This window comes from Bradyrhizobium sp. SZCCHNS1050 (assembly GCF_032484785.1).
Taxonomy (GTDB): domain Bacteria; phylum Pseudomonadota; class Alphaproteobacteria; order Rhizobiales; family Xanthobacteraceae; genus Bradyrhizobium.
In genome coordinates, this window is record NZ_JAUETR010000001.1 from 3090114 (window position 1) to 3115775 (window position 25662).

General features: G+C 65.3%; 23 protein-coding genes. 7 read left to right on the plus strand and 16 right to left on the minus strand.

The window, feature by feature from the left end:
* Positions 1 to 408: 408 nt before the first annotated feature.
* The 4 genes from prmC to QX094_RS14020 all read right to left on the minus strand — a co-directional run bounded on the left by prmC (position 409) and on the right by QX094_RS14020 (position 6464).
* The gene (prmC, locus tag QX094_RS14005; protein WP_315751932.1) at positions 409 to 1296 is read right to left on the minus strand and encodes a peptide chain release factor N(5)-glutamine methyltransferase; all 888 of its coding nucleotides are present in this window, start codon (positions 1294 to 1296) and stop codon (positions 409 to 411) included.
* Positions 1297 to 1489: 193 nt separating this feature from the next.
* Positions 1490 to 2575: a peptide chain release factor 1 gene (prfA, locus tag QX094_RS14010; RefSeq protein ID WP_315751933.1), complete on the minus strand. Its 1086-nt coding sequence runs from the start codon at positions 2573 to 2575 to the stop codon at positions 1490 to 1492.
* A gap of 62 nt (positions 2576 to 2637) precedes the next feature.
* Positions 2638 to 4905, minus strand: a complete 2268-nt coding sequence (gene ptsP, locus QX094_RS14015; protein ID WP_315715187.1) for a phosphoenolpyruvate--protein phosphotransferase — start codon at positions 4903 to 4905, stop codon at positions 2638 to 2640.
* Between the two features lie 302 nt (positions 4906 to 5207).
* The gene (locus QX094_RS14020; RefSeq protein ID WP_315715188.1) at positions 5208 to 6464 is read right to left on the minus strand and encodes an aspartate kinase; all 1257 of its coding nucleotides are present in this window, start codon (positions 6462 to 6464) and stop codon (positions 5208 to 5210) included.
* A gap of 147 nt (positions 6465 to 6611) precedes the next feature.
* Here QX094_RS14020 and QX094_RS14025 point away from each other — a divergent pair, with 147 nt between their 5' ends.
* Positions 6612 to 7079: a PH domain-containing protein gene (locus QX094_RS14025; protein WP_316166266.1), complete on the plus strand. Its 468-nt coding sequence runs from the start codon at positions 6612 to 6614 to the stop codon at positions 7077 to 7079.
* Between the two features lie 47 nt (positions 7080 to 7126).
* Positions 7127 to 7891 (plus strand): bifunctional 2-polyprenyl-6-hydroxyphenol methylase/3-demethylubiquinol 3-O-methyltransferase UbiG, encoded by a 765-nt coding sequence (ubiG, locus tag QX094_RS14030; RefSeq protein ID WP_409977941.1) that lies wholly within the window; start codon positions 7127 to 7129, stop codon positions 7889 to 7891.
* A gap of 103 nt (positions 7892 to 7994) precedes the next feature.
* On the opposite strand, the gene QX094_RS14035 is transcribed toward ubiG, so the two are convergent.
* On the minus strand, positions 7995 to 8276 hold the full coding sequence (locus QX094_RS14035; RefSeq protein WP_315715191.1) for a GIY-YIG nuclease family protein: 282 nt from the start codon (positions 8274 to 8276) through the stop codon (positions 7995 to 7997).
* A gap of 233 nt (positions 8277 to 8509) precedes the next feature.
* Here QX094_RS14035 and QX094_RS14040 point away from each other — a divergent pair, with 233 nt between their 5' ends.
* Entirely contained in the window at positions 8510 to 9409 is a 900-nt protein-coding gene (locus QX094_RS14040) for a DMT family transporter (protein WP_316174452.1), read from the plus strand.
* Here the strand turns inward: QX094_RS14040 and QX094_RS14045 are convergent, their stop codons facing one another.
* From QX094_RS14045 to QX094_RS14065, 5 genes are all read right to left on the minus strand, one after another.
* Positions 9410 to 9847 carry an EamA family transporter gene (locus QX094_RS14045; RefSeq protein ID WP_316174453.1) on the minus strand — a complete coding sequence of 146 codons (438 nt, stop codon included), beginning with the start codon at positions 9845 to 9847 and terminating at the stop codon, positions 9410 to 9412.
* A gap of 140 nt (positions 9848 to 9987) precedes the next feature.
* A complete protein-coding gene (locus tag QX094_RS14050) occupies positions 9988 to 10464 on the minus strand; it encodes a DUF1178 family protein (RefSeq protein ID WP_316174454.1) in 477 nt (158 codons plus the stop codon).
* Positions 10461 to 11339: a carbon-nitrogen hydrolase family protein gene (locus QX094_RS14055; RefSeq protein WP_315751937.1), complete on the minus strand. Its 879-nt coding sequence runs from the start codon at positions 11337 to 11339 to the stop codon at positions 10461 to 10463. Before QX094_RS14055 ends, QX094_RS14050 begins: the two co-directional genes overlap by 4 nt.
* Entirely contained in the window at positions 11336 to 11611 is a 276-nt protein-coding gene (gene grxC, locus QX094_RS14060; protein WP_315751938.1) for a glutaredoxin 3, read from the minus strand. The genes QX094_RS14055 and grxC overlap by 4 nt, the downstream gene beginning before the upstream one ends.
* Positions 11612 to 11640: 29 nt before the next feature.
* The gene (locus tag QX094_RS14065) at positions 11641 to 12444 is read right to left on the minus strand and encodes a ComF family protein (protein ID WP_316174456.1); all 804 of its coding nucleotides are present in this window, start codon (positions 12442 to 12444) and stop codon (positions 11641 to 11643) included.
* Positions 12445 to 12522: 78 nt separating this feature from the next.
* On the opposite strand from QX094_RS14065, the gene QX094_RS14070 reads away from it, so the two are divergent.
* Positions 12523 to 13368 (plus strand): methyltransferase domain-containing protein, encoded by an 846-nt coding sequence (locus tag QX094_RS14070; RefSeq protein WP_316174457.1) that lies wholly within the window; start codon positions 12523 to 12525, stop codon positions 13366 to 13368.
* A gap of 62 nt (positions 13369 to 13430) precedes the next feature.
* Positions 13431 to 13853, plus strand: coding sequence for a VOC family protein (locus tag QX094_RS14075; protein WP_316174458.1), 423 nt, complete (start codon positions 13431 to 13433; stop codon positions 13851 to 13853).
* 31 nt (positions 13854 to 13884) lie between these two features.
* Here QX094_RS14075 and QX094_RS14080 read toward each other — a convergent pair whose 3' ends face one another.
* Positions 13885 to 14295 (minus strand): (deoxy)nucleoside triphosphate pyrophosphohydrolase, encoded by a 411-nt coding sequence (locus tag QX094_RS14080; RefSeq protein ID WP_316174460.1) that lies wholly within the window; start codon positions 14293 to 14295, stop codon positions 13885 to 13887.
* A 180-nt stretch (positions 14296 to 14475) separates the two neighbouring features.
* Here QX094_RS14080 and QX094_RS14085 point away from each other — a divergent pair, with 180 nt between their 5' ends.
* Positions 14476 to 15804 carry a TadE/TadG family type IV pilus assembly protein gene (locus QX094_RS14085; protein WP_316174461.1) on the plus strand — a complete coding sequence of 443 codons (1329 nt, stop codon included), beginning with the start codon at positions 14476 to 14478 and terminating at the stop codon, positions 15802 to 15804.
* A 63-nt stretch (positions 15805 to 15867) separates the two neighbouring features.
* Here QX094_RS14085 and argJ read toward each other — a convergent pair whose 3' ends face one another.
* Complete coding sequence (gene argJ, locus QX094_RS14090) at positions 15868 to 17109, minus strand: bifunctional glutamate N-acetyltransferase/amino-acid acetyltransferase ArgJ (protein WP_315715203.1); 1242 nt, start codon at positions 17107 to 17109, stop codon at positions 15868 to 15870.
* Between the two features lie 255 nt (positions 17110 to 17364).
* Positions 17365 to 18279, minus strand: a complete 915-nt coding sequence (locus tag QX094_RS14095) for a peptidylprolyl isomerase (protein WP_316174463.1) — start codon at positions 18277 to 18279, stop codon at positions 17365 to 17367.
* 392 nt (positions 18280 to 18671) lie between these two features.
* Here QX094_RS14095 and secA point away from each other — a divergent pair, with 392 nt between their 5' ends.
* Entirely contained in the window at positions 18672 to 21524 is a 2853-nt protein-coding gene (gene secA / locus QX094_RS14100; RefSeq protein WP_315715205.1) for a preprotein translocase subunit SecA, read from the plus strand.
* Positions 21525 to 21666: 142 nt separating this feature from the next.
* Here the strand turns inward: secA and QX094_RS14105 are convergent, their stop codons facing one another.
* The 3 genes from QX094_RS14105 to QX094_RS14115 form a co-directional block, all read right to left on the minus strand.
* Positions 21667 to 22989, minus strand: coding sequence for a caspase family protein (locus QX094_RS14105; RefSeq protein ID WP_316174465.1), 1323 nt, complete (start codon positions 22987 to 22989; stop codon positions 21667 to 21669).
* A 1-nt stretch (position 22990) separates the two neighbouring features.
* Complete coding sequence (locus QX094_RS14110) at positions 22991 to 24124, minus strand: glycoside hydrolase family 3 N-terminal domain-containing protein (protein ID WP_315715207.1); 1134 nt, start codon at positions 24122 to 24124, stop codon at positions 22991 to 22993.
* A gap of 72 nt (positions 24125 to 24196) precedes the next feature.
* Positions 24197 to 25495, minus strand: coding sequence for a flavin-dependent oxidoreductase (locus tag QX094_RS14115; RefSeq protein ID WP_315715208.1), 1299 nt, complete (start codon positions 25493 to 25495; stop codon positions 24197 to 24199).
* Positions 25496 to 25662 lie beyond the last annotated feature (167 nt).

Sequence of the window (25662 nt, forward strand, 5' to 3'; positions counted from 1 at the left end):
CGGTTCCGACATGCCGGTTTGACCCATGCGGATGTGATCGACAGCCGATTCTCTCGACAAAAGCGCGTTCAAAACGCGTTCCCCACCCGCCAGCCCCTGGGACCGGCGAACCACGTCATTCAGCCAGCCAAGGCGACATGCGCCACGACCGACCCAGTTTGCTTAGCGTAAGACCTCAAGTGCAAAGTCAGGCTTTCGTTCGCTTTGCAGTCGCGGGCTGCGCAGCCATCCGGGCTCTCGCGCTCAGCAGATCTGCGTTCTGGAACCTATCGCCCGGCGCGGCTCTCTGGCATCTGACCGCGGCGGTGTTCCGTGAATACCGCTCGTCGTGGCCTGCACCGGTGCTATGGATGGAACGTAGTCGCTCCCGGGGGATATTCCAAGAGCTTTTTCTGCATTCCCCGACCTTTACCGGAGCTTTTTTAGGCCCATGACGGTTCGGGGAATACCGGCCAGATCGGCCCGGATCGTCGAGGAATCGGCCGTCAGGCCAGCCCTCACCATCAATGCAGCGACCTCGTCACTCTGGCCAAGCCCGACCTCCACGATGACAGCGCCGTCCGGCCGCAGCAGGGCCGCCGCCTGCGGGATCAGCGCGCGGTAGGCGTCGAGCCCGTCCTTGCCCCCGTCCAGGGCGCGCAGCGGATCATGAGTGCGCACCTCGACGTCGAGCTCGCTGATCTCGGACGATGGGATGTAGGGCGGGTTCGACACGATCAGGTCGAAACCCGCAGACAGCGCTGCGGCGTAGGAGCAGGCGACGAAGCCGGCGCGGTCGGCTAATCCGAGCGCGCGCGCATTATCCCGCGCGGTGGTCAGCGCGGCCAAGCTGATGTCGGTACCGAGTCCAAAGGCCCGCGGCAGCTCGGACAGCAGCGCCAGCAGGATCGCGCCGGAGCCCGTGCCGAGATCGGCGATGCGCAAGCGACGCTTCAGGTCGCCGCCGGCCGCGAGATGTTCCAGTGCCAGCTCGACGACAGTCTCTGTGTCCGGCCGCGGCACCAGCGTGTCGGCCGACAATCGCAGGTCCAGGCCCCAGAACTCTTTGGTGCCGAGGATGCGGGCGACCGGTTCGCCGGCCAGCCGGCGCTGCACCAGCGTTTCCAGGCGCTGCGCGTCGTCATGGGAGAGCTGTCGTCTCCCGTGCATCACGAGCCCGGTGAGGTCGAGCTGCAGCGCATGGCCGACCAGCAGCCGCGCATCGAGCTCGGGCGAGTCGAGGCCCGCATCTGCAAAGCGCGCGGCCAGGGCACGGCGGGCGGCATCGATCGTCACGCCGGCGATGAGGCCGGTCATCGCGCAAACTCCCTCCACGCGTCATCCCCGCGAACGCGGGGAGCCATACGCCGTGCCGTGGCGGGACGGGCGGTCGGAGTTGCCTTCTGTGACAGCCACGAAGGCCGGTGGTTAGGGGTCCCTGCGTTCGCCGGGACGACACCGTTTGTGTCGGGGCAGCGTCGCATCGCCTCCTGCAATGCGCCGGTGCGCATCACGCCGCAGCACCTTGCGCGGCGAGCTGCGCGGCCTGGTGCTCGGTCGTCAGCGCGTCGATGAGTTCGCCCAGCGCTTCGCCGGCGATCACCTGCGGCAGCTTGTAGAGCGTCAGGTTGATGCGGTGGTCGGTGACGCGCCCTTGCGGAAAATTATAGGTGCGGATGCGCTCCGAGCGGTCGCCCGAGCCGACTTTCTCCTTGCGCTCGGCCGAGCGGGCCGCGTCGACCTTCTGCCGCTCGGCGTCGTAGATGCGCGAGCGCAGGATGTTCATCGCGGAGGCGCGGTTCTTGTGCTGCGAGCGGCTGTCCTGCATCATCACGACGATCCCGGTCGGGATATGGGTGATGCGGATCGCCGATTCCGTCTTGTTGACGTGCTGGCCGCCGGCGCCTTGCGCGCGCATGGTCTCGATGCGCAGGTCGTCCGGCTTGATGTCGACGTCGACATCCTCGACCTCGGGCAGCACGGCGACCGTCGCCGCGGAGGTGTGGATGCGGCCCTGCGTCTCGGTATCGGGCACGCGCTGCACGCGGTGCACGCCGGATTCGAATTTCAGCTTGGCGAACGCGCCGCGGCCCTGCACCTCGGCGATGATCTCCTTGTAGCCGCCGACGGTGCCTTCGGAGGCTGAGACCACCTCGACCTTCCAGCCCTGCAGGGCGGCGAAGCGCTCATACATCCGGAACAGGTCGCCGGCGAACAACGAGGCCTCGTCGCCGCCGGTGCCGGCGCGGATTTCGAGCACGACGTTGCGGTCGTCCATCGCATCCTTCGGCAGCAGCGCGACGCGGATCTTCTGCTCAAGCTCGCCGCGGCGCGCGATCAGCTCGTCGCGCTCGGCCTCGGCCATCGCGCGCATTTCGGCATCGGTGGCGGGATCGGCGATCAGCGCCTCAGTGTCGGCGAGCTCCTTGACGCCGGCGCGATAGGCCTTGACCGCGTCGATCAGCGGATTGAGCTCGGCCAGCTCACGGGTGATCTGCACGTAGCGGTCGGAATTGACCTGGCCGAGCAGCTCCGCCTCGAGCGAGGCGTGATGCGCGAGCAGGATATCCAGTTTGGCTTGGGGAAGCGACGACATGATGCAATCTGTTCTAGGAGCAAACGATACGAACGGAAGACGCGCAGGCCGCGACAGAGCCGCTACAGCGCGAGGCCTTCGCTCTCGGCGAACTCGGTCAGCTTCTGCCGCATCGAGAAGCTGCCGGCCGGCGCGGCCAGCCATTCGGCCATCTTCGTCGCCGCCTTGCCGGCGTCGAGTTCGAGGATCATCGCCTTCACAGGGCCGTGCGCGGTGGCCGACAACGACAGCGAGCGGTAGCCGAGCGCGATCAGTGCCAATGCGCCGATCGGCTTGGAGGCCATCTCGCCGCACAGTGACACCGACCGCTTGGCCGCCTTGGCCTTGTGCACGATCTGCTGCAACGCCCGCAGGATCGGCGTCGACAGCGTGTCGAAGCGCTCGGAGACCTTGGCGTTGCCGCGATCGACCGCGAACAGGAACTGGAACAGGTCGTTCGAGCCGACCGAGATGAAATCGACCTTCGAAAGCAGCTCGTCGAGCTGATACAGCAGCGCCGGGACCTCGAGCATGGTACCGACGTCGACGCGCTCCGGCAGCGTGTGGCCGTGCTGGCGCAGATAGGTCAGCTCGCGCTCGACGATCGCTTTCGCCGTGTCGAACTCGGCGACTTCCGAGATCATCGGGAACATGATGCGCAGCGAGCGGCCGCCGCCGGCGCGCAGCAGCGCCCGGATCTGGCCGCGCAGCAGGCCCGGACGGTCGAGGCCAAGGCGGATCGCGCGCCAGCCGAGCGCAGGATTCTCCTCGATGACGGTCTCCATGTACGGCAGCGCCTTGTCGCCGCCGATGTCCAAGGTGCGGAACGTGACCGGCTTGTGGCCGGCGGCGTCGAGAACCGTGCGATACAGCGCCAGCTGGTCGCTCGAGCGCGGCAGGCTGGCGGACACCATGAATTGCAGTTCGGTGCGGAACAGGCCGATGCCGGCGCTGCCGGTGTCCTCGATATGCGGCAGGTCGATGACCAGGCCGGCATTGATCATCAGCTCGACCGGCTGGCCGTCCTTGGTCACGCAGGGCTTGTTGCGCAGCTCGCCATATTGCGCCTGACGGCGGGCGCGGAAGCGCACCCGCTCGGCATAGGCGGATTCGATCTCCGACGACGGGCGCACATAGATCGAGCCTGAGGTGCCATCGACGATGATGGCGTCGCCGGGATCGGCGATGCCCGGCGCGTTCGGCACCTCGCCGACGGCGGGAATGCCGAGTGCACGCGCCACGATCGCGACGTGCGAATTGGCGGTGCCTTCCTCGAGCACGAGGCCGCGCAGCCGCTTGCGGTCGTAGTCGAGCAGCGCCGCCGGACCCATCGCGCGTGCAATCAGGATGGCGTTGTCCGGCAGGTGCTCGCGCCGCGGCGCGTGGTCCTGGCCGACGAGCTGACGCAGCAGCCGGTAGCCGAGATCCTCGAGGTCGTGCAGCCGCTCGCGCAGATACGGATCGGTCGAGCGCAGCATGCGGGCGCGGGTGTCGGACTGCACGCGCTCGACGGCGGCTTCCGCCGTGAGGCCGGTCGCCACCGCCTCGTGCAGCTTGTGCGACCAGCCCTGGTCGTTGGCGAACATGCGATAGGCTTCGAGCACCTCGCGGTGCTCGCCGCCATCGGCGACGTCGCCACGCTCCAGCATGCGGTCGAGGTCGGCGCGGAGCTTGAGCAGCGCGGCGTCGAGCCGCTTGATCTCCTTGGGCAGGTCCTCGGCAATGTAATTGTTGATGACGACGCGCGGCTCGTGCAGCACGACATGGCCGAGCGCGATGCCATCGGACAGCACCGTGCCGGTCTTGTGGATCGAGTGCCGCGCCGCCGGCTCGGCGCCGGGCTGCGCCAGTGCCGCGAGCTCGCCGGAGGCGATCATCTCGGCGAGCACCATCGCGGTGGTCTGCAGCGCCTCGACCTCTTCCTCGACATAGGTGCGCTTGGCGCGGTTCTGCACCACCAGCACGCCGAGCGTGTTGCCGGCGCGCAGGATCGGCACGCCAAGGAAGGAGTGGTAGATCTCTTCGCCGGTCTCCGGCCGATACGAAAAGGCGGGATGGCTCTGGGCGTCGTTCAGGTTGAGCGGCGTCGCTTCGCTGGCGACGAGGCCGACGAGGCCTTCATGCGCGCTCAGCACGGTCATGTGCACGGCGTCGCGGTTCAGACCTTCGGTCGCGTAGAGCTCGAGCGTGTTGTCGACACGCAGCACATAGACCGAGCAGACCTCCGCGACCATGTTGGCCGCGATCAGCACCACGATCTTGTCGAGCCGCTCCTGTGCCGAGACCTGCTCCGCCATGGTCTCGCGAAGCCGTCTGAGCAGGACGCGGGGGCCTCCCGACGCGCTTCGCATGTGGCACAATCCCCCTTCCTGGGGCCAGCCCGGCACGCGGCCGGATCTGGCGCTAAACTCGCGGCATCGAACAGCTTTCTCGATTCGGCACTATCGCACGCTCAGAGTGCCGGCCCGAACCAGAACAACCATCACTGGAGCACAGTTTGCGGCTGCCATCCTGCGATGGCGTATAGCGAATTAGGGCTTGTTTTGCCAAGCAAAACGCCTGCCACCGCGGGCGGCGTCAACGGCTTTCGAGCGATCTCCGGCCCGTCCCGCTGTCACAGAACGGGACAGGTGTGGTCGCGGAGGAGGATTTTCTAGGCCTGGTCCAGTCCGTAGAGCGTATGCAGGGTGCGGACGGCGAGCTCGGTGTAGGCGGCGTCGATCAGCACCGAGAACTTGATCTCGGAGGTCGTGATCGCGCGGATGTTGATGTTGCGGGCGGCGAGCGCGGCAAATCCCTTGGCGGCGACGCCGGCATGGCTGCGCATGCCCGATCCGATCACCGAGACCTTGGCGACGTCGGTCGCGGTATCCAGGCGCTGATAGCCGATCCTGTCCTTGGCCGCGGTGATGGTCTCGCGCGCGCGATTGTAATCGGTGGCCGGCACCGTGAAGGTGAGATCGGTGGTCTTGCCGTCTTCGGAGACGTTCTGGACGATCATGTCGACGTTGATATTGGCATCCGCCAGTGGTCCGAAGATCGAGGCGGCGACGCCCGGCTTGTCCTCGATCTGGCGCACCGAGATCTGGGCCTCGTCCTTGGAGAAGGCGATGCCGGTCACGACGTGATTTTCCATGATTTGTTCCTCGCTGCAGATCAGCGTCCCCGGCGGCTGGTTGGCGTGCGGGTCGATATCCTCGGGCTTGTCGAATGAGGAGCGGACAAAGATCGGCATGTTGTGCACCATGCCCAGTTCCACCGAACGGACCTGCAGCACCTTGGCGCCCTGCGACGCCAGCTCCAGCATGTCCTCGAAGGCGATCTTGTCGAGCCGCTTGGCCTTCGGCACCACCCGGGGGTCGGTGGTATAGACGCCGTCGACGTCGGTATAGATGTCGCAGCGGTCGGCCTTGATGGCGGCCGCGATCGCCACCGCCGAGGTGTCCGAGCCGCCGCGGCCGAGCGTGGTGATTCGCCCGGTCTCGGCGTTGATGCCCTGGAAGCCGGCGATGACCGCGACCTCCTTGCGGTCGCGAAAGCGCTGGATCAGCTCGGAGCCGTCGATATCGACGATTCGCGCCGAGGCATGGGCATCGCTGGTCTTGATCGGGATCTGCCAGCCCTGCCACGAGCGGGCCTGGATGCCCATGCTCTGCAGCACGATCGCCAGCAGGCCGGACGTGACCTGCTCGCCCGAGGCCACGACGGCATCGTATTCACGCGCATCGTGCATCGGCGACGCCTCGGTGCACCAGGCGACCAGTTCGTTGGTCTTGCCGGACATGGCCGAGACCACGACGGCGACCTCATGACCGGCGTCGACCTCGCGCTTGACGTGGCGCGCGACGTTGCGGATGCGGTCGATGTTGGCGACGGATGTGCCGCCGAATTTCAGCACGAGGCGACCCATGACGACGCGCTCATTCCCATCAGGAGGATAAGTTGACCGGCTGGGCGCGAAACCGGAGGCGCGCCAGCCGAAACGCGCGTATACATAGCGCCGCGGCTGGGGGCAAGACGGTTCCTTGTGGTGACAGGGTCAGGTAGAGGCTTTGGAATGGCGCGTTACATCGACGAAATCCTGCAACCCGGCGAGAAGGTGCTGTATTCGACCAATGCACATTGGATGTTCTACCTGCCGGCGATCGGGGCCTGGATCGTCGTGTTTGGATTGCTCGTCCTCTCCCGCATGACCGTGAACGACAATCTGGTCATGCTGTGCCTGGCCACCGCCGCCGTCATCGCCATTGTTGCCCTGTATTGGACGGTTCGGGCCTGGTTCCATCGCCTCACCACCGAGACGGACGTCACCAATCGCCGTGTCGTGCACAAAACCGGTTTCATCAAGCGCCGTACCTTCGAGATGGCTCTCGACAAGGTCGAGAGCGTCGACGTCAACCAGACCATCATGGGACGGGTTCTCAATTACGGCGATGTCACCATCTTGGGTGTGGGCGAGGGCAAGGAAACCATTTCGACCATCGCGGAGCCGCTGGCGTTCCGGAACGCCATCACGGCGCGTTAGCCCGGTACGGCGCCGCAGCTTCGATCATTGAGTATTCAGCGATGACAATGCCTCAGGATTCCCGCAGCACTTCTGTTCCCTCCGGCTCGACCGTCGATCCGGCCGAGATCGCGAAGTTCTCGAAACTGTCCGAGACGTGGTGGGACCCCAAGGGCAAGATGGCGCCCCTGCACAAGATCAACCCGCTGCGCCTGACCTACATCCGCGATGCCGCCTGCCGGAAATTCGAGCGCAACGCCAAGAGCCTCAACTGCCTGTCGGGGCTGCGCATGCTCGACATCGGCTGCGGCGCGGGACTGCTGTGCGAGCCATTCACGCGGCTGGGCGCGCAGGTCGTCGGCGTCGACCCCTCGGCCAGCAACATTGCCGCCGCCAGGCTGCATGCCGAGAAGGGTCATCTGTCGATCGACTATCGCTGCACCACGATCGAGGAGATGGATCCGCGCGAGCGCTTCGACATCGTGCTGGCGATGGAGGTCGTCGAGCACGTCACCGACGTCAGCGCCTTCCTCGGCCGCTGTGCCGCGGTGCTGAAGCCGGGCGGCATGATGGTGGTCTCGACCCTCAACCGCAACTGGAAGAGCTTTGCGCTCGCCATCGTCGGCGCCGAATACGTGCTGCGCTGGCTGCCGCGCGGCACGCATGAGTGGAGCAAGTTCGTCACGCCGGACGAGCTGACCAAATACCTGCTCGACAACCGCCTGGTCATCACCGAGCAGAGCGGCGTGGTCTACAGCCCGTTCGCCGACCGCTGGAGTCTGTCGACCGACATGGACGTGAACTACATGATGGTCGCCGAGCAGATGGTTTAGCGCGGCGCGGCCATTCATCGGCTTGACCCGTCTGCCGCTCCATAACCGGTGTCGTCCCTGCGAACGCAGGGACCCATAACCCCAGGGAGGGGTTTGAGGCACGCTAGGAGATCAGGTCGCTGAGATCGCGCCATTCAAGATTGTCGCGCTCGATCAGTTCGATTTTCCAATCACGCTTCCAGCGCTTGAGCTGCTTCTCGCGGGTGATCGCTTCCGCAGCAACAGTGTAGATTTCGACATAGACCAGCCGAAACACCCCGTACTTCTTCACGAACTCCGAGCCTTCGCCCTTGCGATGCTGCTCGAGCCGCGTCCGTAACGAGTTGGTCACACCGATGTACAGCGTACCGTGACGGCCGCTGGCGAGAATGTAGACATAGTACATCGCCGCACCATCGCGTGGATGGATCGCCTAACCCAATTGAAGCCGGTGGTTATGGGTCCCTGCGTTCGCAGGGACGACACCGGATGTGTGGCGCGAGCTTACCACAAGACGCAATCCGTCCTGGCCCTTCCGGCGAGAGCTGCAATCCTGACATGCGGCTGAACCGCCTCACCGCTGTTGACCCAGCGCCCCGTGGTCGTCACGGTGCCAATCTCACTACTGCATTGTGCCGCATGCTCTCCATCACCTCGCTCTGGATTCCCTTCACGCTGGTCGCCGCCGCTGGCCAGGTCGCGCGCAATGCGATGCAGCGGTCGCTGACGGCGAAGCTCGGCACCTGGGGTGCGACCAATATCCGCTTCCTGTTCGGCTTTCCGTTCTCGCTGGTGTTCCTGACCGCGGTGCTGCTGGCCACCGGCGACCACCTGCCGTGGCCGCCGGCCGTGTTCTGGCCGTGGCTGCTGCTCGGTGCGCTCAGCCAGATCATCGCCACCGGGCTGATGCTGCTGGCGATGACCGACCGCTCCTTTGTCGTCACCACGGCCTATCTGAAGACCGAGGCGATCCAGACCGCGATCTTCGGCTTCATCTTTCTCGGTGATCCGCTGTCGGTGCCGAAGGTGATCGCGATCCTGATCGCCACCATCGGCGTCGTCATCACCGCGCTCAGGCCCGGCGGTGAGAAGAGCTTTGCCGAGTTGAGGCCGACCGTAACCGGCCTGGTTGCCGCGGCGTCGTTCGCCTTGTCGGCCGTCGGCTTCCGCGGCGCCATCATCACCGTCGACGGCGTGTCCTTCGTCACCGCCGCGTCGTACACGCTGGTCTGGGGCCTATTCTTGCAGACGGCGCTCCTCACCGTCTATCTGCTGGCGCGCGCGCCCGACATCCTGCGCGGAATCCTGTGGCTGTGGCGGCCATCGATGATGGCCGGCTTCGTCGGCGCCTTCGCATCGCAATTCTGGTTCCTGGCGTTCGCGCTGACCGCGGCCGCCAACGTCCGCACGCTCGCGCTGATCGAGGTACTGTTCGCGCAGGGCGTGTCGTACTATTCGTTCAAGCAGCCGGTTTCGCTGCGCGAGATCGGCGGCATCACGCTGATCGTCGCCGGCGTGGCGCTGCTGGTCGCCGTGTAGTCAGCCCTTGATCGCGATCAGCACGGCGCCGGCCGCGATCAGGGCGATGCCGATCCAGCCCTGCAGGCTCGGTCGTTCGCCGAGAAACACGGCGCCGAACAAGGCGACCAGCACGACGCTGAGCTTGTCGATCGGCGCGACCAGCGTCGCGGGTCCGAGCTTCAGGGCGCGGAAGTAGCACAGCCACGAGGCGCCGGTGCCGAGCGCCGACAGCGTCAGGAACACCCAGCTCTTGGTCGAGATCGGTCCCGGGCTGGTGAGCTGGCCCGTCGCAAACAGGATCAGCGCCAGCGTCACCAGCACGATCGCGGTGCGGATCAGCGTGGCAAGATCGGAGTTGAGACCTTCGACGCCAACCTTGGCGAAGATGGCGGTGAGGGCCGCGAACAGCGCGGAGAGGAGGGCCCAGAGCTGCCAGGACGAGGAGAGGGGGGACATGTCGTCACACCGGCGAAAGAGAGAGTGCAGGCCGAGATCTCTCCCCCGTCATTGCGAGCGAAGCGAAGCAATCCAGAATCTTTGCTCGGCGCTGGATTGCTTCGCTTCGCTCGCAATGACGGAGAGGGCGTCTCTATTGCTCAATTCCGGTCGTCCGGCAGCACCGGGATCGGCGCGACCTCGATGCCTTCCTCGATCAGTTCGCGGGCCTCGTCGAGCGAGGCCTCGCCATAGATCGGCCGGTGCTCGGTCTCGCCGTAATGCATCTTGCGCGCTTCCGTCGGGAAACGCTCGCCGACGTCGTCGGCGTTCTTGACGATGTGGTCGCGCAGCTCCTTGAGCTTGGCGCGCAGCTCGCGCTCCTGCGCCATCATCAGCGCGGTCGATCCCGGCGGAATCACTTCCTGCGCCGGCGGCGGTGAGGCCGGCACCGGCACGGCCTCGCGGCCCTTCTTGCTGACGATGCGCGGCGCCATGATCGCCTTCTCGACCTTGGTCGAGCCGCAGGTCGGGCATTCCACCAGCTTGCGCTTCACCTGCGAATCGTAGGCCGAGGAGCTCTGGAACCAGCTTTCGAACGTATGGTCACGCTCGCAGCGCAGCGCATAGCGGATCATGCCGAGCCCCGCACCAGGTGCAGATAGTCCGGACCCGCGTTGGGGTCGGCGATGCCGAACCGGCGGCCGTGTTGCAGCGAAGGAATGGTCTGGCGCACGCTCTCGACCCGCGACGGATCGATGCGCGCCATGATCACGCCGGGCTCGACGCCGCCCTCGGCGAGAATCTCGCCCCAGGGATCGATGATCAGCGAGTGGCCGAAGGTCTCGCGCTTGTTCTCGTGCAGGCCGCACTGGGCGGCGGCGAACACGAAGCATCCGGTCTCGATGGCGCGGGCGCGCAGCAGCGTGTGCCAGTGCGCCTCGCCGGTCTTGCGGGTGAAGGCGGAGGGCACGCTGATGAAGGAGGCGCCGCTCTCGGCCAGCGCGCGATACAGCGCCGGGAAGCGCACGTCGTAGCAGATCGTCAGCCCCAGACGACCCCAGGGCAGATCCGAGATCACGGCCGTCTCGCCCGGCTGATAGTTGGCCGACTCGCGATAGCTCTCACCGCCCGGCAGGTCGATGTCGAACATGTGGATCTTGTCGTAGCTCGCCAGCACGTTGCCCTGGGGCCCGATCAGGAACGAGCGGTTCACGGCCTTGTCTGCCGAGAAGCGCAGCGCCAGCGACCCGATGTGCAAATGGATGCCTAGCTCCTTGGCGAGCGCCTGATAGACCTTCAGCGAGGGATCGTCCGCCTCGCTCTTGAGCTGCTCGAACAGCGCCGTCCGATTGAGCTGCATCATGTTGCTCACTTCCGGCGTCTGGACGTACTCCGCGCCCTGCGCGACCGCTTCCCGGATCAGCCTGGTGCCCTGCTCGAGGCTCGGCTCGGGCAGGAGCGAGGTGCGCATCTGCACCATAGCGGCGGTAAAGCTGCGGTCGTTGCTCATGATGTCGCCTTGTCTCCCGCCAGCATGGCGTCGAGCCGGCCCTCGCGATCGAGCGCGTAGAGGTCGTCGCAGCCGCCGACATGGGTGTGGCCGATGAAGATCTGCGGAAAGGTCGAGCCCGGGCCGACACGATCATACATCTTCTGCCGAATCGTCGGATCCTTGCCCGCGTCATGCTCGGTGAAGGGGACGTTCTTGCGGCTCAGAAGCGATTTGGCGGCCGTGCAGTAGCCGCACCCCGGACGGGTATAGATTTCGATCGCAGCGGTCATGTCGCGCTCAGCTGTTACGGAACGACAGATTATATGGGAGCGCGGGGGGCATCGACAACCCGGGCGAAAACCAGCACGCTGACCTCTGCCGCCTTGGCGCGCAGCAGAGCGCGGGCGCAGGCATCCACCGTCGCGCCGGTGGTCAGCACGTCGTCGACGATCACGATGCGGCGCCCCTGCACGTCATGCAGGCGGTCTGAAGATACCTGGAATGCGCCCTGCACATTGCTGGTGCGCTGGGCGCGCGACAGTCCGACCTGCTGCTCGGTTGCCCGCACGCGGCGCAGCGCATCGCCGTGCATTCGGACGCCGCTGGACCGGGCGATCACCCGCGCCAGCGCGCCGGACTGGTTGTAGCGGCGGCTGAAGCCGCGCCGCCAGTGCAACGGCACGGGCACCACGAGGTCGGCCTCGGCCAGCAGCTCGCGGCCGGCGCGCGCCATCCAGCGGCCCATGATCGGCGCCAGATCGGTGCGGTCCTGATATTTCAGCTGATGCACCAGGGTGCGGGCGACCTCGTCATAGCGCACGGCGGCGCGGGCGCGGGCGTACGCCGGCGGCGCCGCGATCGCTTCCATCGACAGCAGCTCGGGGCCCGGATCGTAGACGAAGGGGATGCCGAGCTTCGGGCAATACGGCCGCTCGATGAACGACAATTTGCCCCAGCAGGCCGCGCAGACGCCCTCGCCGTCGACCGGCTCGCGGCAGGCGATGCACAGCGTCGGCAGTGCAATATCGAGTGCGAGCTTCGCAACGTGCGCGAGACTGCCATGCAGGGCGCCCACGGCTGCACGAAGTCGTCCGACGCTGATTGGAGCAAACGTCACACCCATGTATTGAGGCTAGCGCCGCAACCCACGCGGCTCAAGCGGTGCATTGCCCGACCGCGAGGATCGGCGTAACCAGCCCCAATGGTCCAGTCCGTCACCACTCCCGTTCTGTTCGATCGCAGTTTGCTCGCGCTCAGGCAGCGGCGGGCTGCGGCAGCGCCGGAGACCTTCCTGTTGGAGCGCGTTGCGGAGGACATCGAGGATCGGCTTGCGGCAGTGAACCGGTCCTTCACCGCGGCTGCCGACGTCTGGACGCCGGCCGCGGGCTTGAAGCCGTATCTTTCGGGACGCCTCTCGCAGCTCGCACATATCGCTGCGCCGGAAACGGCAGATGAGCGGCTGCCGCTGGCCGCGCAATCGCTCGATCTCGCGCTGTCGGCGCTGGCGTTTCAATTCGTCAACGATCTGCCCGGACTGCTGGTGCAGATTCGCCGCGCCTTGCGCCCCGATGGTCTGCTGCTGGCGGCGATGATCGGCGGCGATACGCTGACCGAGCTCCGGCAGAGCTTCGCGGCGGCCGAAGCCGAATGCGAGGGCGGCGTCTCGCCGCGCGTCGCGCCGTTCGCCGATCTGCGCGATGTCGGCGGGCTGTTGCAGCGTGCCGGCTTCGCGCTGCCCGTCACCGACGTCGACCGCGTCGTGGTCCGCTATGCCAGCGCGCTTGGCCTGATGCAGGATCTCCGCCGCATGGGCGCGACCAACAGCCTGGTCGAGCGGCGCCGCACGCCGCTGCGCCGCGCCACCCTGCTGCGCATGGCCCACATCTATGCCGAACGCTTCGCCGACCCCGACGGCCGCATCCGCGCCACCTTCGACATCATCTGGTTATCCGGCTGGGCCCCGCACGAAAGCCAGCAGAAGCCGCTGAAGCCGGGCTCGGCGACAGCGAGCCTCGAGGCGGCGGTGAAGAAAGCAGGCCGCGACTAGACTTTCTCCCGAAGGCCGGGCCTTATAGCCGTCGCCTATCAAGTCGCACGGTATCGCCTGCCATGCTTACCCGGATCGACTACGTCGCGGTCTATGTCGCCGATCAAAGAGCTGCACTCGACTTCTATGTCGATACACTCGGATTTGAACTGCGGCATTGCTCGCCTGGCGGCATCATCAATTGGGGATATGATCTGACCGTAGGCCTGCCCGGGCAGCGCATGATGCTGCAACTCACCTTACGCCCGCCCGGCGACACCTCGCGCAGCACCCCGATCATGCTGAGCTGTACGGATTTGGAGCAGACCTACCACGCTCTGCTTGCAAAGGGAGTTCGCTTCCACTGTCACCTCAATGGCGGGCTTGAATTCGTGTCGTTCTACGATCCAGACGGCAATGAATTTTATATGTCCGATAATAGCCAGAACTGGATCGACGAAAACGCCCTTGCACGAATGAAACAAGGGGTTCCGGACGGGCCATGAACTCGCCCGGAGAAACGTCGCTGCGCGATCCTCACATCAATAGATCGATCAGATGCGGCAGCAGCGGAATGTCCGCCGGGGGCATCGGGTAGTCGCGCAGCTTGTTCGGCCGCACCCAGGCCAGTTGCTGTCCCTCGCGCGCGGCGACCACGCCTTCCCAGCGCCGGCAGATGTAGAGCGGCATCAACAGATGGAATGTCTCATAGGCGTGGCTGGCAAACGTCAGCGGCGCGAGACAGGCCTCGCGCACGGTGATGCCGAGCTCCTCGTCGAGCTCGCGGATCAGGCTGGCTTCGGGGCGCTCGCCGGGCTCGAGCTTGCCGCCGGGAAACTCCCAGAGTCCCGCGAGCGTCTTGCCGGGCGGCCGCTGCGCCAGCAGCACACGATTGTCGGCGTCGACGAGCGCGCAGGCGACCACGAGCGTGAGTTTCAGGTCGGGCATGGTCCGATCGGTTTGAGAGGGATGCGCCGGTCCGAGAACCAGGTGCGCCTGTTGAGGGAATCTTAACCTAGGCCGTTTCGAGCCCGGTTTCCACGGTCGAAATAAGCCAACCTTAATGGCCGGCCGCGTATTTTCACGGGTGAACGCCATGGCCTCCTCATGGTTTGTTAGGCATCATTCATGCGAATTTTATCCAGCCTGCTCGGCCGCCTGCGGCGCGACGTCAGCGGCAACGTCGCGGTGACCTTCGCGATCGTCTGCGTCCCGCTGATCACCGCGGTCGGCTGCGGCGTCGACTACAGCCGCGCCAACCAGATGCGCGCCAAGCTGCAGGCGGCGGTCGACGCCGCCTCGGTCGGCGCGGTGTCCCGGACCTCGCCGGCCTTCATCGCCGCGGGCACGATGACCTCGGACGGCGTGATCGCCGCCGGCAATGACGATGCGGCGAAGATCTTCAACGGCAACATGTCGGGCACGTCAGGCTATACGCTGACCAGCCTGACGCCGGAGGTGAAGAAGGCCGGCTCGGTGCTGACCGCCACCGTGTCGTTCTCGGCCACCGTGCCGATGATGTTCATGAACATCGTCGGGTTCAAGACCATGACCCTGCAGGGATCGTCGACCGCCAAGGCTTCGATGCCGCGATACATCGATTTCTATCTGCTGCTCGACAATTCGCCGTCGATGGGCGTGGCGGCGACGCCGGCGGACGTGACCAAGATGGTCAATGCGACCTCCGACAAATGCGCCTTCGCCTGCCACGACTACAACGACTCCAACAACTACTACAATCTCGCCAAGACGCTCAACGTGACCACCCGGATCGACGTGCTGCGCAGCGCCACCCAGCAGCTCATGGACACGGCGCAGCAGACGCAGACCTATACGAACCAGTTCCGCATGGCGATCTACGATTTCGGCGCAGCGTCGAAGACGATCGGATTGCGGGCGCTGTTTTCGCTGTCGTCGAGCCTGTCCAGCGCCAAGAGCGCCGCGGGCAACATCGACCTGATGGGCGTCTACGGCAACAATGATTCCTACACGGCCGACAAGGATACGCCGTTCACCACGGTGTTCCCCGCCATCAACAACGAGATCTCGACGCCTGGTGACGGCACGACCGGCTCGCCGCTGAAATACCTGTTCTTTGTCTCCGATGGCGTCGCGGACGAGAGCAACGCCTCCTGCCTGAAGCCAAAGGCCAGCGGCAATCGCTGCCAGTCGCCGATCAATCCGGCGCTCTGCACCACGCTCAAGAACCGCGGCATCAAGATCGCGGTCCTCTATACGACCTATCTGCAACTGCCGACCAACAGCTGGTACATGAGCTGGATCGATCCCTTCAACAAGGGGCCGTTCGGCCCGTCGCCGAACAGCGAGATCGCGCAGAAGATGCAGGCCTGCGCCTCGGACGGATTCTATTTCGAGGTGTCGCCGACGCAGGGCATCGCGGAGGCGATGAAGGCGCTGTTCCAGAAGGCGGTCGCCGACGCACGGATCGCGAGCTGATCGACTCGGCCCCAGGAAGCGCGCCGGCATCTGCGCGCTTCCTGGCCGCGGTTGGTTGCGGAATCAGGATCGGTAGTCGCCGTTGATCGCGACATACTCCTTGGTCAGGTCGCAGGTCAGCACGCGGTCGCGGCCCTTGCCGAGGCCGAGCGCCACCTTGATCTGCACCTTCTGCGCCTTCATCGCCTCGGAGACTTCCGTCTCGTCATAGGACGGATCGCGCGCGCCCTTCGATGCGACGCGGATGCCGTTGAAGGAGATCGAGAGCTTGTCGCGGTCGGCCGGCTCGCCGGCCTTGCCGACGGCCATCACGACGCGGCCCCAATTGGCGTCCTCGCCGGCGATCGCGGTCTTGACCAGTGGCGAGTTGGCGATCGACATCGCGATTCTGCGCGCCGACGGCTTGCTCTTGGCGCCCTCGACGATGATCTCGACCAGCTTGCGGGCGCCCTCGCCGTCGCGCGCGACCTGCTCGGCGAGGTCGGCCAGCACGGCATTGAACGCCTTCACGAACGCCTTCGCGCGCGGATCGCTGGCGCGGCTGATCTTCGGTGCGCCCTTCGCCGCGGCGGCCCCGGTGGCGAAGGCGAGCAGCGTGTCGGATGTCGAGGTGTCGCCGTCGATCGTCACCGCGTTGAAGGTGTCCTCGACGCCGGCCTTGAGCAGGGCCTGCAGCGCGGGGGCCGAAATCGGCGCATCGGTGAAGATGAACGACAACATCGTCGCCATGTCGGGCGCGATCATGCCGGCGCCCTTGGCCATGCCGTTGATCGTCACCTTGGCCTTTCCGAGCTTGACGGTGGCGGTGGCGACCTTCGGGAAGGTGTCGGTGGTCATGATGGCGCGCGCTGCACCCATCCAGTCCTCAGGCGCCGCGGTGCCGGCCAACCCTTCGAGCACGCCGTCGAACTTGGTCGCATCCAGCGGCTCGCCGATCACGCCGGTCGAGGCGAGGAAGATCTCGTCCTGCTTGCAGCCGACCGCCTTGGCGGCGATCGCCGCCGTCAGGGCCGTCGACTGCTTGCCGGTCTTGCCGGTGAAGGCGTTGGCGTTGCCGGAGTTGACCACCAGCGCGCGCGCCTTGCCGCCCTTCAGCTTGGCCCGGCACCATTCGACCGGCGCCGACGGGCATTTCGACAGGGTGAACACGCCGGCCACGGTGGTGCCGGGATCGAGCAGCGCCAGCAGCACGTCGGTGCGGTTCTTGTAGCGGATGCCGGCCGCCGCAGTCGCGAGCTTGACGCCCGCAACGGCGGGCATGTCGGGGACATCGGTGGGGGCGAGCGGGGAGACGGCTGAGGACATCGGAGAGGCTTCCGGCAGGAATGAGCGGGAAGCGCTCTGTATCATCTCGGTCGTCGTTGTGGGAGTGGATGTCACTGCACCCACTGCTGTCATCCCGGCGAACGCCGGGATCCATAACCACAGGGTCCAGTTGGGAGCCCTGGTATCGGCCGCGTGCCTGTTTCAAACATCACGCGGTATGGGTCCCGGCTTTCGCCGGGACGACACCATTTATGACGCGACCATGTCCCGTCTCAAGCCAAGTAGCCGAGCCGCTTACTTCTTCGCCGGCTCGGCCGGCTTCGCGTCCGCCGGCTTCGCGTCCGCCGGCTTGGCGGCGTCGGCGGCCGGCTTGTCCAGGCGCTCGATCTTGGCGGCCTCACGCAGCTTGCCGACGTAGTCGGCCTGAGCCTTGCGGGTGACGTAGGTCTCGATCTGGCCCTTGACCTGGTCGAACTCCGGCGGCTTGCGGCTGCGCTTTTCCTCGACCTTGATGACGTGCCAGCCGAACTGGGTCTTCACCGGATCGGAGATCTTGCCCGGCTCCAGCGAGAAGGCGACGTTGGCGAATTCCGGCACCATCTGCTCCTTGGTAAAGAAGCCGAGGTCGCCGCCGTCCGAGGCACCGGGATCCTTGGACTTCTTCTTGGCGAGCTCGGCGAAATCGGCGCCCTTGGCGAGCTCGGCCTTGACGGCCTTGGCGTCGTCCTCGGTCTCCACCAGAATATGGCGGGCGTGGACCTCCTGCTCGCCGCCGATCTGCTTGGCGGCCTCCTCATAGACCTTCTTCATCGCGTCCGGCGTGGTCGCGGCCTTGCCCTCGGTGGCGAGCAGGCTGTCCATCAGCAGCCGGTTGCGGGTGAAGGCGAGGCGCTTCTTGAACTCCTCGGTATCGGCGACCTTCTTGTCCTCGGCCGCCTTGGCGACCAGCTTCATGTCGATCAGGAACGACAGCACGTTCTCGTCCTTGGTCGCCGGATCCATCTGCGCGAGGCTCTGTCCGAGCTCCTCCTCGGCGAGCGTCACGTCGCTCTTGCGGATCTCGGCGCCGTTCACCTTGGCCAGCACCGGGTTGGCATCGTCGGCGGCGCGTGCGGGCGCGGCAAGCAGGGACAACGCGAGACTTCCGGCGAGAGCGGTGGCAAGGCCGAGGCGCAGGCCGGTTTTCGTAACCGGGAACGACGTGGTCATGGAAAATCCTTGTTGAGAAGAGGGGGCTCGAGGGGGAGGCCTCAGGGCGGCCGGGACACTCGCCCAATCGCCGTGCCTTGGCAACGCGAAAAGTCTGTCAATTTCGTGAAATCGGCGACAGGTTGGCGACGACGGCCCCGCTGTCGGGCGCCGTTGACAACGTTCCCCCCCAGCCATATCTCTGCCCGGTCGCTTCAAGGGCGATGGCGCTTATTTTGCTGCGTTTTTGGCCGTTGAACCCTGGTTTGCCTGTCTCCCACTCATCTGGCGGACGCCGCCCGGCGCCGAAGGTCGAGGCTGGCGCGGGTGCTGCGGTGCATCACGTCGGGAACAGCAAACCCAAACCATGAGTTACGGCTGCAACGCAGACCCATAGAGGCAGGATTTCAGCAATGATCGGCGCGCTCGCCCGTAAGCTATTCGGCTCCGCCAACGACCGTCGCGTCAAGGGTTACCAGTCCCGTGTCAATGCCATCAATGCGCTGGAGCCGGAGCTCGCCAAGCTGACCGACGAGCAGCTCAAGGCGCGCACCGAGGAGTTCAAGAAGCAGCTCGCCGACGGCAAGACGCTCGACGACATCCTGGTCCCGGCCTTCGCCACCGTCCGCGAGGCCTCCAAGCGCACCCTCGGCCAGCGCCATTTCGACGTCCAGCTGATCGGCGGCATGGTGCTGCACGAGGGCGACATCGCCGAGATGAAGACCGGCGAAGGCAAGACGCTGGTGGCGACCCTCGCGGTCTACCTCAACGCGCTCGCCGGCAAGGGCGTCCACGTCGTGACGGTGAACGACTACCTCGCCCGCCGCGACGCCGGCTGGATGAGCCAGATCTACGGCTTCCTCGGCCTGACCACAGGTGTGATCGTGCACGGCCTCGACGATGCCGAGCGCAAGGCGGCCTATGCCTGCGACATCACCTACGGCACCAACAACGAATACGGCTTCGACTATCTGCGCGACAACATGAAGTACCGTCTGGAGGACATGGTCCAGCGCGGGCACTTTTTCGCCATCGTCGACGAGGTGGACTCCATTCTCATCGATGAAGCGCGCACGCCGCTGATCATCTCCGGCCCGCTCGACGATCGCTCGGAGTTCTACAACACCATCGACACCTTCGTGCCGAAGCTCGACAAGACCGACTACGAGGTCGACGAGAAGCAGCGCACGGTGACGCTCACCGAAGCCGGCATGGAGAAGATCGAGACCCTGCTGCGCGATGCCGGCCAACTCAAGGGCGAGTCGCTCTACGACGTCGAGAACGTCTCCGTCGTGCACCACATCAACCAGGCGCTGCGCGCGCACACGCTGTTCACCCGCGACAAGGACTACATCGTCCGCGACGGCGAGGTCGTGATCATCGACGAATTCACCGGCCGCATGATGCCGGGCCGGCGCTATTCGGAAGGCCTGCACCAGGCGCTCGAGGCCAAGGAGCACCAGCCGGTGCAGCCCGAGAACCAGACGCTGGCCTCGATCACCTTCCAGAACTACTTCCGGATGTACGAGAAGCTCGCCGGTATGACCGGCACGGCGGCCACCGAGGCCGACGAGCTGTTCGACATCTACAAGCTCGAGGTGCTGGAGATCCCGACCAACCTGCCGGTCGCACGTCTCGACGAGGACGACGAGGTCTATCGCACCCAGCAGGAGAAATACGCCGCCATCCTCGCCGAGATCGAGCGGGCGAATTCACGCCTGCAGCCGGTGCTGGTCGGCACCGCCTCGATCGAGAAGTCCGAGGTGCTGGCCGCCTATCTCAAGCAGCACGGCTACAAGCAGATCGATTTCGGCAGCGAGCGCGCGCTCGACAAGCTCTATGCGGCGGCCCGCGCCGGCAAGCCCGCAAAACTGTTCGCGGTGCTCAATGCGCGCTTCCACGAGCAGGAAGCCTATATCGTGGCCGAAGCCGGCGTGCCCGGCGCGATCACGATCGCGACCAACATGGCCGGCCGCGGCACCGACATCAAGCTCGGCGGCTCGCTCGAGATGCGCCTGCAGCAGGAGACCGCCGGGATCACCGACGAGGCCGAGAAGGCCGCCAAGATCGAACAGATCAAGGCCGACATCGCCCGCTTCCGCGAGATCGTGCTGAAGGCCGAGGAGACGGTCGAGATCGAGCCCGCCAAGGGCTCGAAGGCGGCGAAGACCGTGACCAAGCCGGGTGGCCTCTACATCATCGGCTCCGAGCGCCATGAATCCCGCCGCATCGACAACCAGCTGCGCGGCCGCTCCGGCCGTCAGGGCGACCCCGGCCGGTCGAAATTCTTCCTGTCGCTGGAAGACGACCTGATGCGCATCTTCGGCTCCGACCGGCTCGACAGCATGCTGACCCGGCTCGGCCTGAAGGAAGGCGAGGCCATCATCCATCCCTGGATCAACAAGGCGCTGGAGAAGGCGCAGCAGAAGGTCGAGGCGCGCAACTTCGACATCCGCAAGAACCTCCTGAAGTTCGACAACGTCCAGAACGACCAGCGCAAGGTGATCTTCGACCAGCGCGTCGAGCTGATGCAGGACGAGAGCGTGGTCGAGACGATCACCGACATGCGTCACGCCTTCATCGACGATCTCGTCGCCAAGCACGTTCCCGAGCACGCCTATGCCGAGCAGTGGGACGTCGCCGGCCTGAAAGAAGAGCTGAAGCGCGTGCTCGACATCGACCTGCCGGTCGACGAATGGGCGAAGGAAGAGGGCATCGCCGACGAGGAGTTGCTCAAGCGCATCGAAACCCACGCCGACGAGCGCATGGCCGCCAAGGTCGCGCAATGGGGCCCCGACGTGATGCGCTACGTCGAGAAGACCATCCTGCTGCAGACGCTCGACCACCTCTGGCGCGAGCACCTGGTGATGCTCGACCATTTGCGCCAGGTCATCGGCCTGCGCGGCTACGGCCAGCGCGATCCGCTGCAGGAGTACAAGTCGGAAGCCTTCACGCTGTTCGAGGCGATGATCGCGCATCTGCGCGAGGCCGTCACCGCGCAGCTGATGCGGGTCGAGATCGTGCCACCGGAGGAGCAGCAGCCGGTGCTGCCGCCGATGCAGGCGCACCACGCCGATCCCAGCACCGGCGAGGACGAGATGGCCTTCGCCAACGTGTCACTCGTGCCCTCTTCGGGCGCCGCCCCGGTCCCGGCCGAAGCGCGCAACCCCAACGACCCCACCACCTGGGGCAAGATCGGCCGCAACGAGGATTGCCCCTGCGGCTCCGGCAAGAAGTACAAGCACTGCCACGGCAGGTACGCGTAAGCGCGGGCCGGGCAGTAACATTCGACGTGCTCGCGTGAAAGGAGCGAAGCGACGGATGGGTGGAAAGACCCGAATGTCGCTCCGCCGATCGAGCTAGATTTAAGAGCCGTCGAGTTCCGAAACTGCCCTTGATTCAGTCAGTTCATTTGGCAACAAAGAAATAGTCTTCGTTACCTGAGAGCGAGCCATAAGAGAACGGCTGTTGCCGGCGATTGGTCGCTAGGAGCACATCGTCTCGCACGAGATCAAACAAGCGACGGACCTCAAGACCGGCGACTTTCAGCCGGCTTGCGAGCGCTATCGCAAACGGGCTGTTGGAGCCATCTCCGTCGAGGGCAGTCTCTCCGTGCTTTGCCGAAAATATAACTAGCGATCCCGGCTCCGGCTCGACGGCAGCCAAGCCGCGCCCTAACGAGCGGGTGGCGATGGTCCGTTTCATCTGACTCAGAAACGGATTGCTGCGACAGGCATCCATGATCACCATGCGCAGCTTCCTTGCACCGTCCGCAGCAGAGATTGCCAAGGAGAGTGGAACGGTCTCAAAATCTACATCTCTGTCAGATTCGAGGTGAGCGTCGACGGGGATCATGTAGTCGGCGCCACCCACTTCGATGCCATGTCCCGAGTAGTAGATGACCGACCAGTCGGCCTCCGAAGACTTCTTCGAGAACTCCAACAACAACTTGTGTAAAGCATCGCGCGACAGGTTCTTTCCTGCGATTACCTCGTCAAACCCGATAGACTTCAGCGTTTGTGAAATGAGGTCCGTGTCTCTCACAGGATTTGGAAGCTCCGGAACGGAACTGTATTTCGAGTTGCCGATCACGAGGGCAACCCGACGGCTGGGTTTAGACCAAATAGGTAGAGAGGCGCCACCGGAAGGCCTCGTAGAGGTTTCAGAAGAAGAAGGTTGATTTAACTTTTCTGCTGTCTGAGCTGAAAGAATTCTCAGCTCTTCGGTGGCTTCTGAGCTGCTCGGTTCAATAGCGAGAGCTATTTGGTATTCCGCTCTGGCTCGATCGAGCTCACCGAGCCCAGCGAGTGATCGGGCCAGATTTAGATGGGACCAAAAGAACCGAGGCTTTAGCTCGATAGCCTTCCTCGCGGCGTTGGCAGCTTCCCCAAAATTCTTCAATCCCAGGAAAGCCGAGGACAGATTGTTGTAGGAGTACGAATAGTTCGGTCGAAGCGATATGCTTGCCCTGCAGTCTGCAACGGCCAGTTCATACAGTCCCTTGACGTGGTATGCCCAGCAGCGCCCGTCCAAAGCGTCGGCAAGCCGAGACTTAGGACGTCTACCTTGAGAGACTACTTCGCTGCAGCCGGATATCCGCTGGTCGGCATCCGACGATTGGCAGCGTTTCCAAGCATCGCTCTCGATAGGCCGCGCATGTACTGAGCATACAGCGGCCGACCGCGCACATACCGCTAAGCAGATCAACAAAAATCTGGCGCTTAGACACAAGTTAATGACTCCCCCCGCTTCGATCTCGCTGGATGCTCATCGCCTTTAGTCCACGAACACGGGCATACGACCGTTTGACCAGATCCAACGGGAGCTCACGTGAGCAAGCGGCTGCTGTCAACGCGCTGTTGATCTCGCGGCCGACGTCGGACGTCTGGTCCTCGTCGCTCAGCTTGGTGAACATGATGATATCGGCGCCTGCCTTGACGGCATCGATGGCGGCGGTGGCCGGCGGCTTGGCGTCGAGAATGGCCTTCATGGCGAGGTCATCCGTCATGACCACGCCGTCATAGCCGAGCTCGCGGCGCAGAAGACGGTCGATCGCGTGCGCGCCATTCTGCGTTGCGACACCGCCCCAGCGGCGGGTATTGGCGAGATGGCCGACCATGATCGCCTCGGCCATCCCCCGCCGAATCAGGCGCCTGTACGGCTTCAGCTCCGCCGATGACCAGGTGGTCGTGACGTCGGCGATGCCGGCGTGGCTGTCGGCGGTGGACGATCCATGCCCCGGGAAATGCTTGAGCACCGTCAGGATGCCCTGCCTTCGGTGCGCCCGGATGAAGGCTGCCGCGTAGCGCGCCACCGTGTCGGCGTCGCGGCCATAGCTGCGTTGCCGCTGACCGATGATCGGGTTCGACGGGTTGGTGTTGAGATCGACCACCGGCGCGAGATTCATGTTGATGTGCAGCGTCGCGAGCTTCTCGGCGAGTGCCGCGTAAGCGCGGCGCGCCGCCGGGACGGAGCCGCGGGCGATCTCCGCGGCCGACGGCGTTTCCGCAAGGCCGACATTCGATCCGAGCCGCTCGACCGTTCCGCCTTCATCGTCGATGGCGATGAACGGAGGAGCCGCGCATTTGCAGGACCGGAGTCGATCGATCATCGCGGCGAGATCATCTGACGTTCCGACATTGCGGCCGAGGATCACGACACCGCCGATCAGCCCCTCCTCGAGATCGGACAGAATCTGCTGAAATCCGGCATCCGATGCCTTGGTCCCGAAGAAGCCGGCCATGATCATCGGGCCCACGAGCCGCGACGTTGCCGCTGTGTTGCGGCAGCCGGCGGCAAGGCCGGCGTGCCCCGAGTGCATCAGGAGTGCGAGGGCGAGGGACAGTCGGCCCAGTCGTCGCAGCATTGCGATCACGCCTCGCGGCTGTGGAGGTGACTCGCTCATATGCACGGGGTCAGATCGCCGCGAAGGCAAATCTCAGGTTGTTGACAGGCTCGCGACCGTCGCCCCCTCGGCAATGGTCCGCGGCGCGGCATTGAGCTGCTCGATGGCAAACCCTGCCGCCTTCTTGTAGCCGGCCATGAACGCGTCGCGCTCGGCCGGTGGGATGACCTCGTCAATATTGGTGAAGGTCCCGCCGCAGCGCTCGTCGACCAGATTGAGCAGGCCGAACGGGCCGGCGCCGCGGTTGCGCAGGATGACAGCCGAAATCGGGCCGCACAGTTTCTCGTCATAGGCGGCGAGCGCCGCCGGCGTCACGCCGTGCGCCAGCAGGCAGGTGCCGAGCACGCGGGCGTCGACGATCGCCTGGCTCGCGCCATTGGAGCCGGTCGGGTACATCGCATGCGCGGCGTCGCCCATCAGCGCGACCGGGCCATCGACCCAGGTCGAGACCGGATCGCGGTCGATCATAGGGTTCTCATAGGCGCCATCGGCGCCGGCGATCAGCGCGGGCACGTCGAGCCAGTCATAGGTCCAGCCGGCGAAGTGATGCGCAAACTCCTGCACCGGGACCTGGCGGAACCAGCCGGTCTGCTTCCAGCCCTCGGTGTTGTCCATCGTCACTTCCGCGATCCAGTTGATCAGCGCCAGCCCCGTCTTCGGGTCGGGATGCGAGATCGGATAGACCACGACGCGATGGCGGTGAGTACCCAGCCCGACGAAGGACGAGCCGGTGCGCATCGGCTTCGCCCAGGTGACGCCGCGCCACATCACCGCGCCGCCCCAATGGATCGGCGGCTGCGCCGGGTGCATCTGCGCGCGCACCGCCGAGTGGATGCCGTCGGCGCCGATCAGGAGCCGCCCGCGCCGCTCGGAGCGCGACCCATCGGCATGCTCGACGCGTGCGGTCACGGAGCCGTCCGCATGCTTCTCATAGCCGCTGACGCGGCTGCCGAGCCGCACGCAATCAGCGCCAGCCCGCTGTACCAGCCGGCTGTAAAGCAGCATGTGCAGCCTGCCGCGGTGAACCGCATATTGCGGCCAATTGTAGCCGGCAAGCAGCCCGCGCGGCTCGGAATAGATGTCGTTGCCGTTCAGCCCGACCAGCGCCCATTCCTTCGCGGGCACGCCGACCTGATCGAGATCGTCGGCGCCAATGCCCAGATCATACAGCTCGCGCACGGCATTGGGCTGCAGGTTGATGCCGACCCCGAGCGGCCGCATCTCGCGCACGCTCTCGTAGACGACGCAGGGCACGCCGATCTGCTGCAGGGTGAGTGCGGTCGCAAGGCCGCCGATGCCGCCGCCGGCGATGATGACAGGAAGGTCGGTCATGGGCATGGGTCCGTCGCGCCTGAACTCGGGAAACAAAGCTCGAAAGGAGGGTCGATAGGGATGCTGGCACGACGCGTGCAGCGCGCGGATCGCCTCCCTCGATCCATCCGTGGCCAGCGTTATCCGCCGGTCTGTGGCAAAGGCCTAATTCAGAAGGCCAGCCGAAA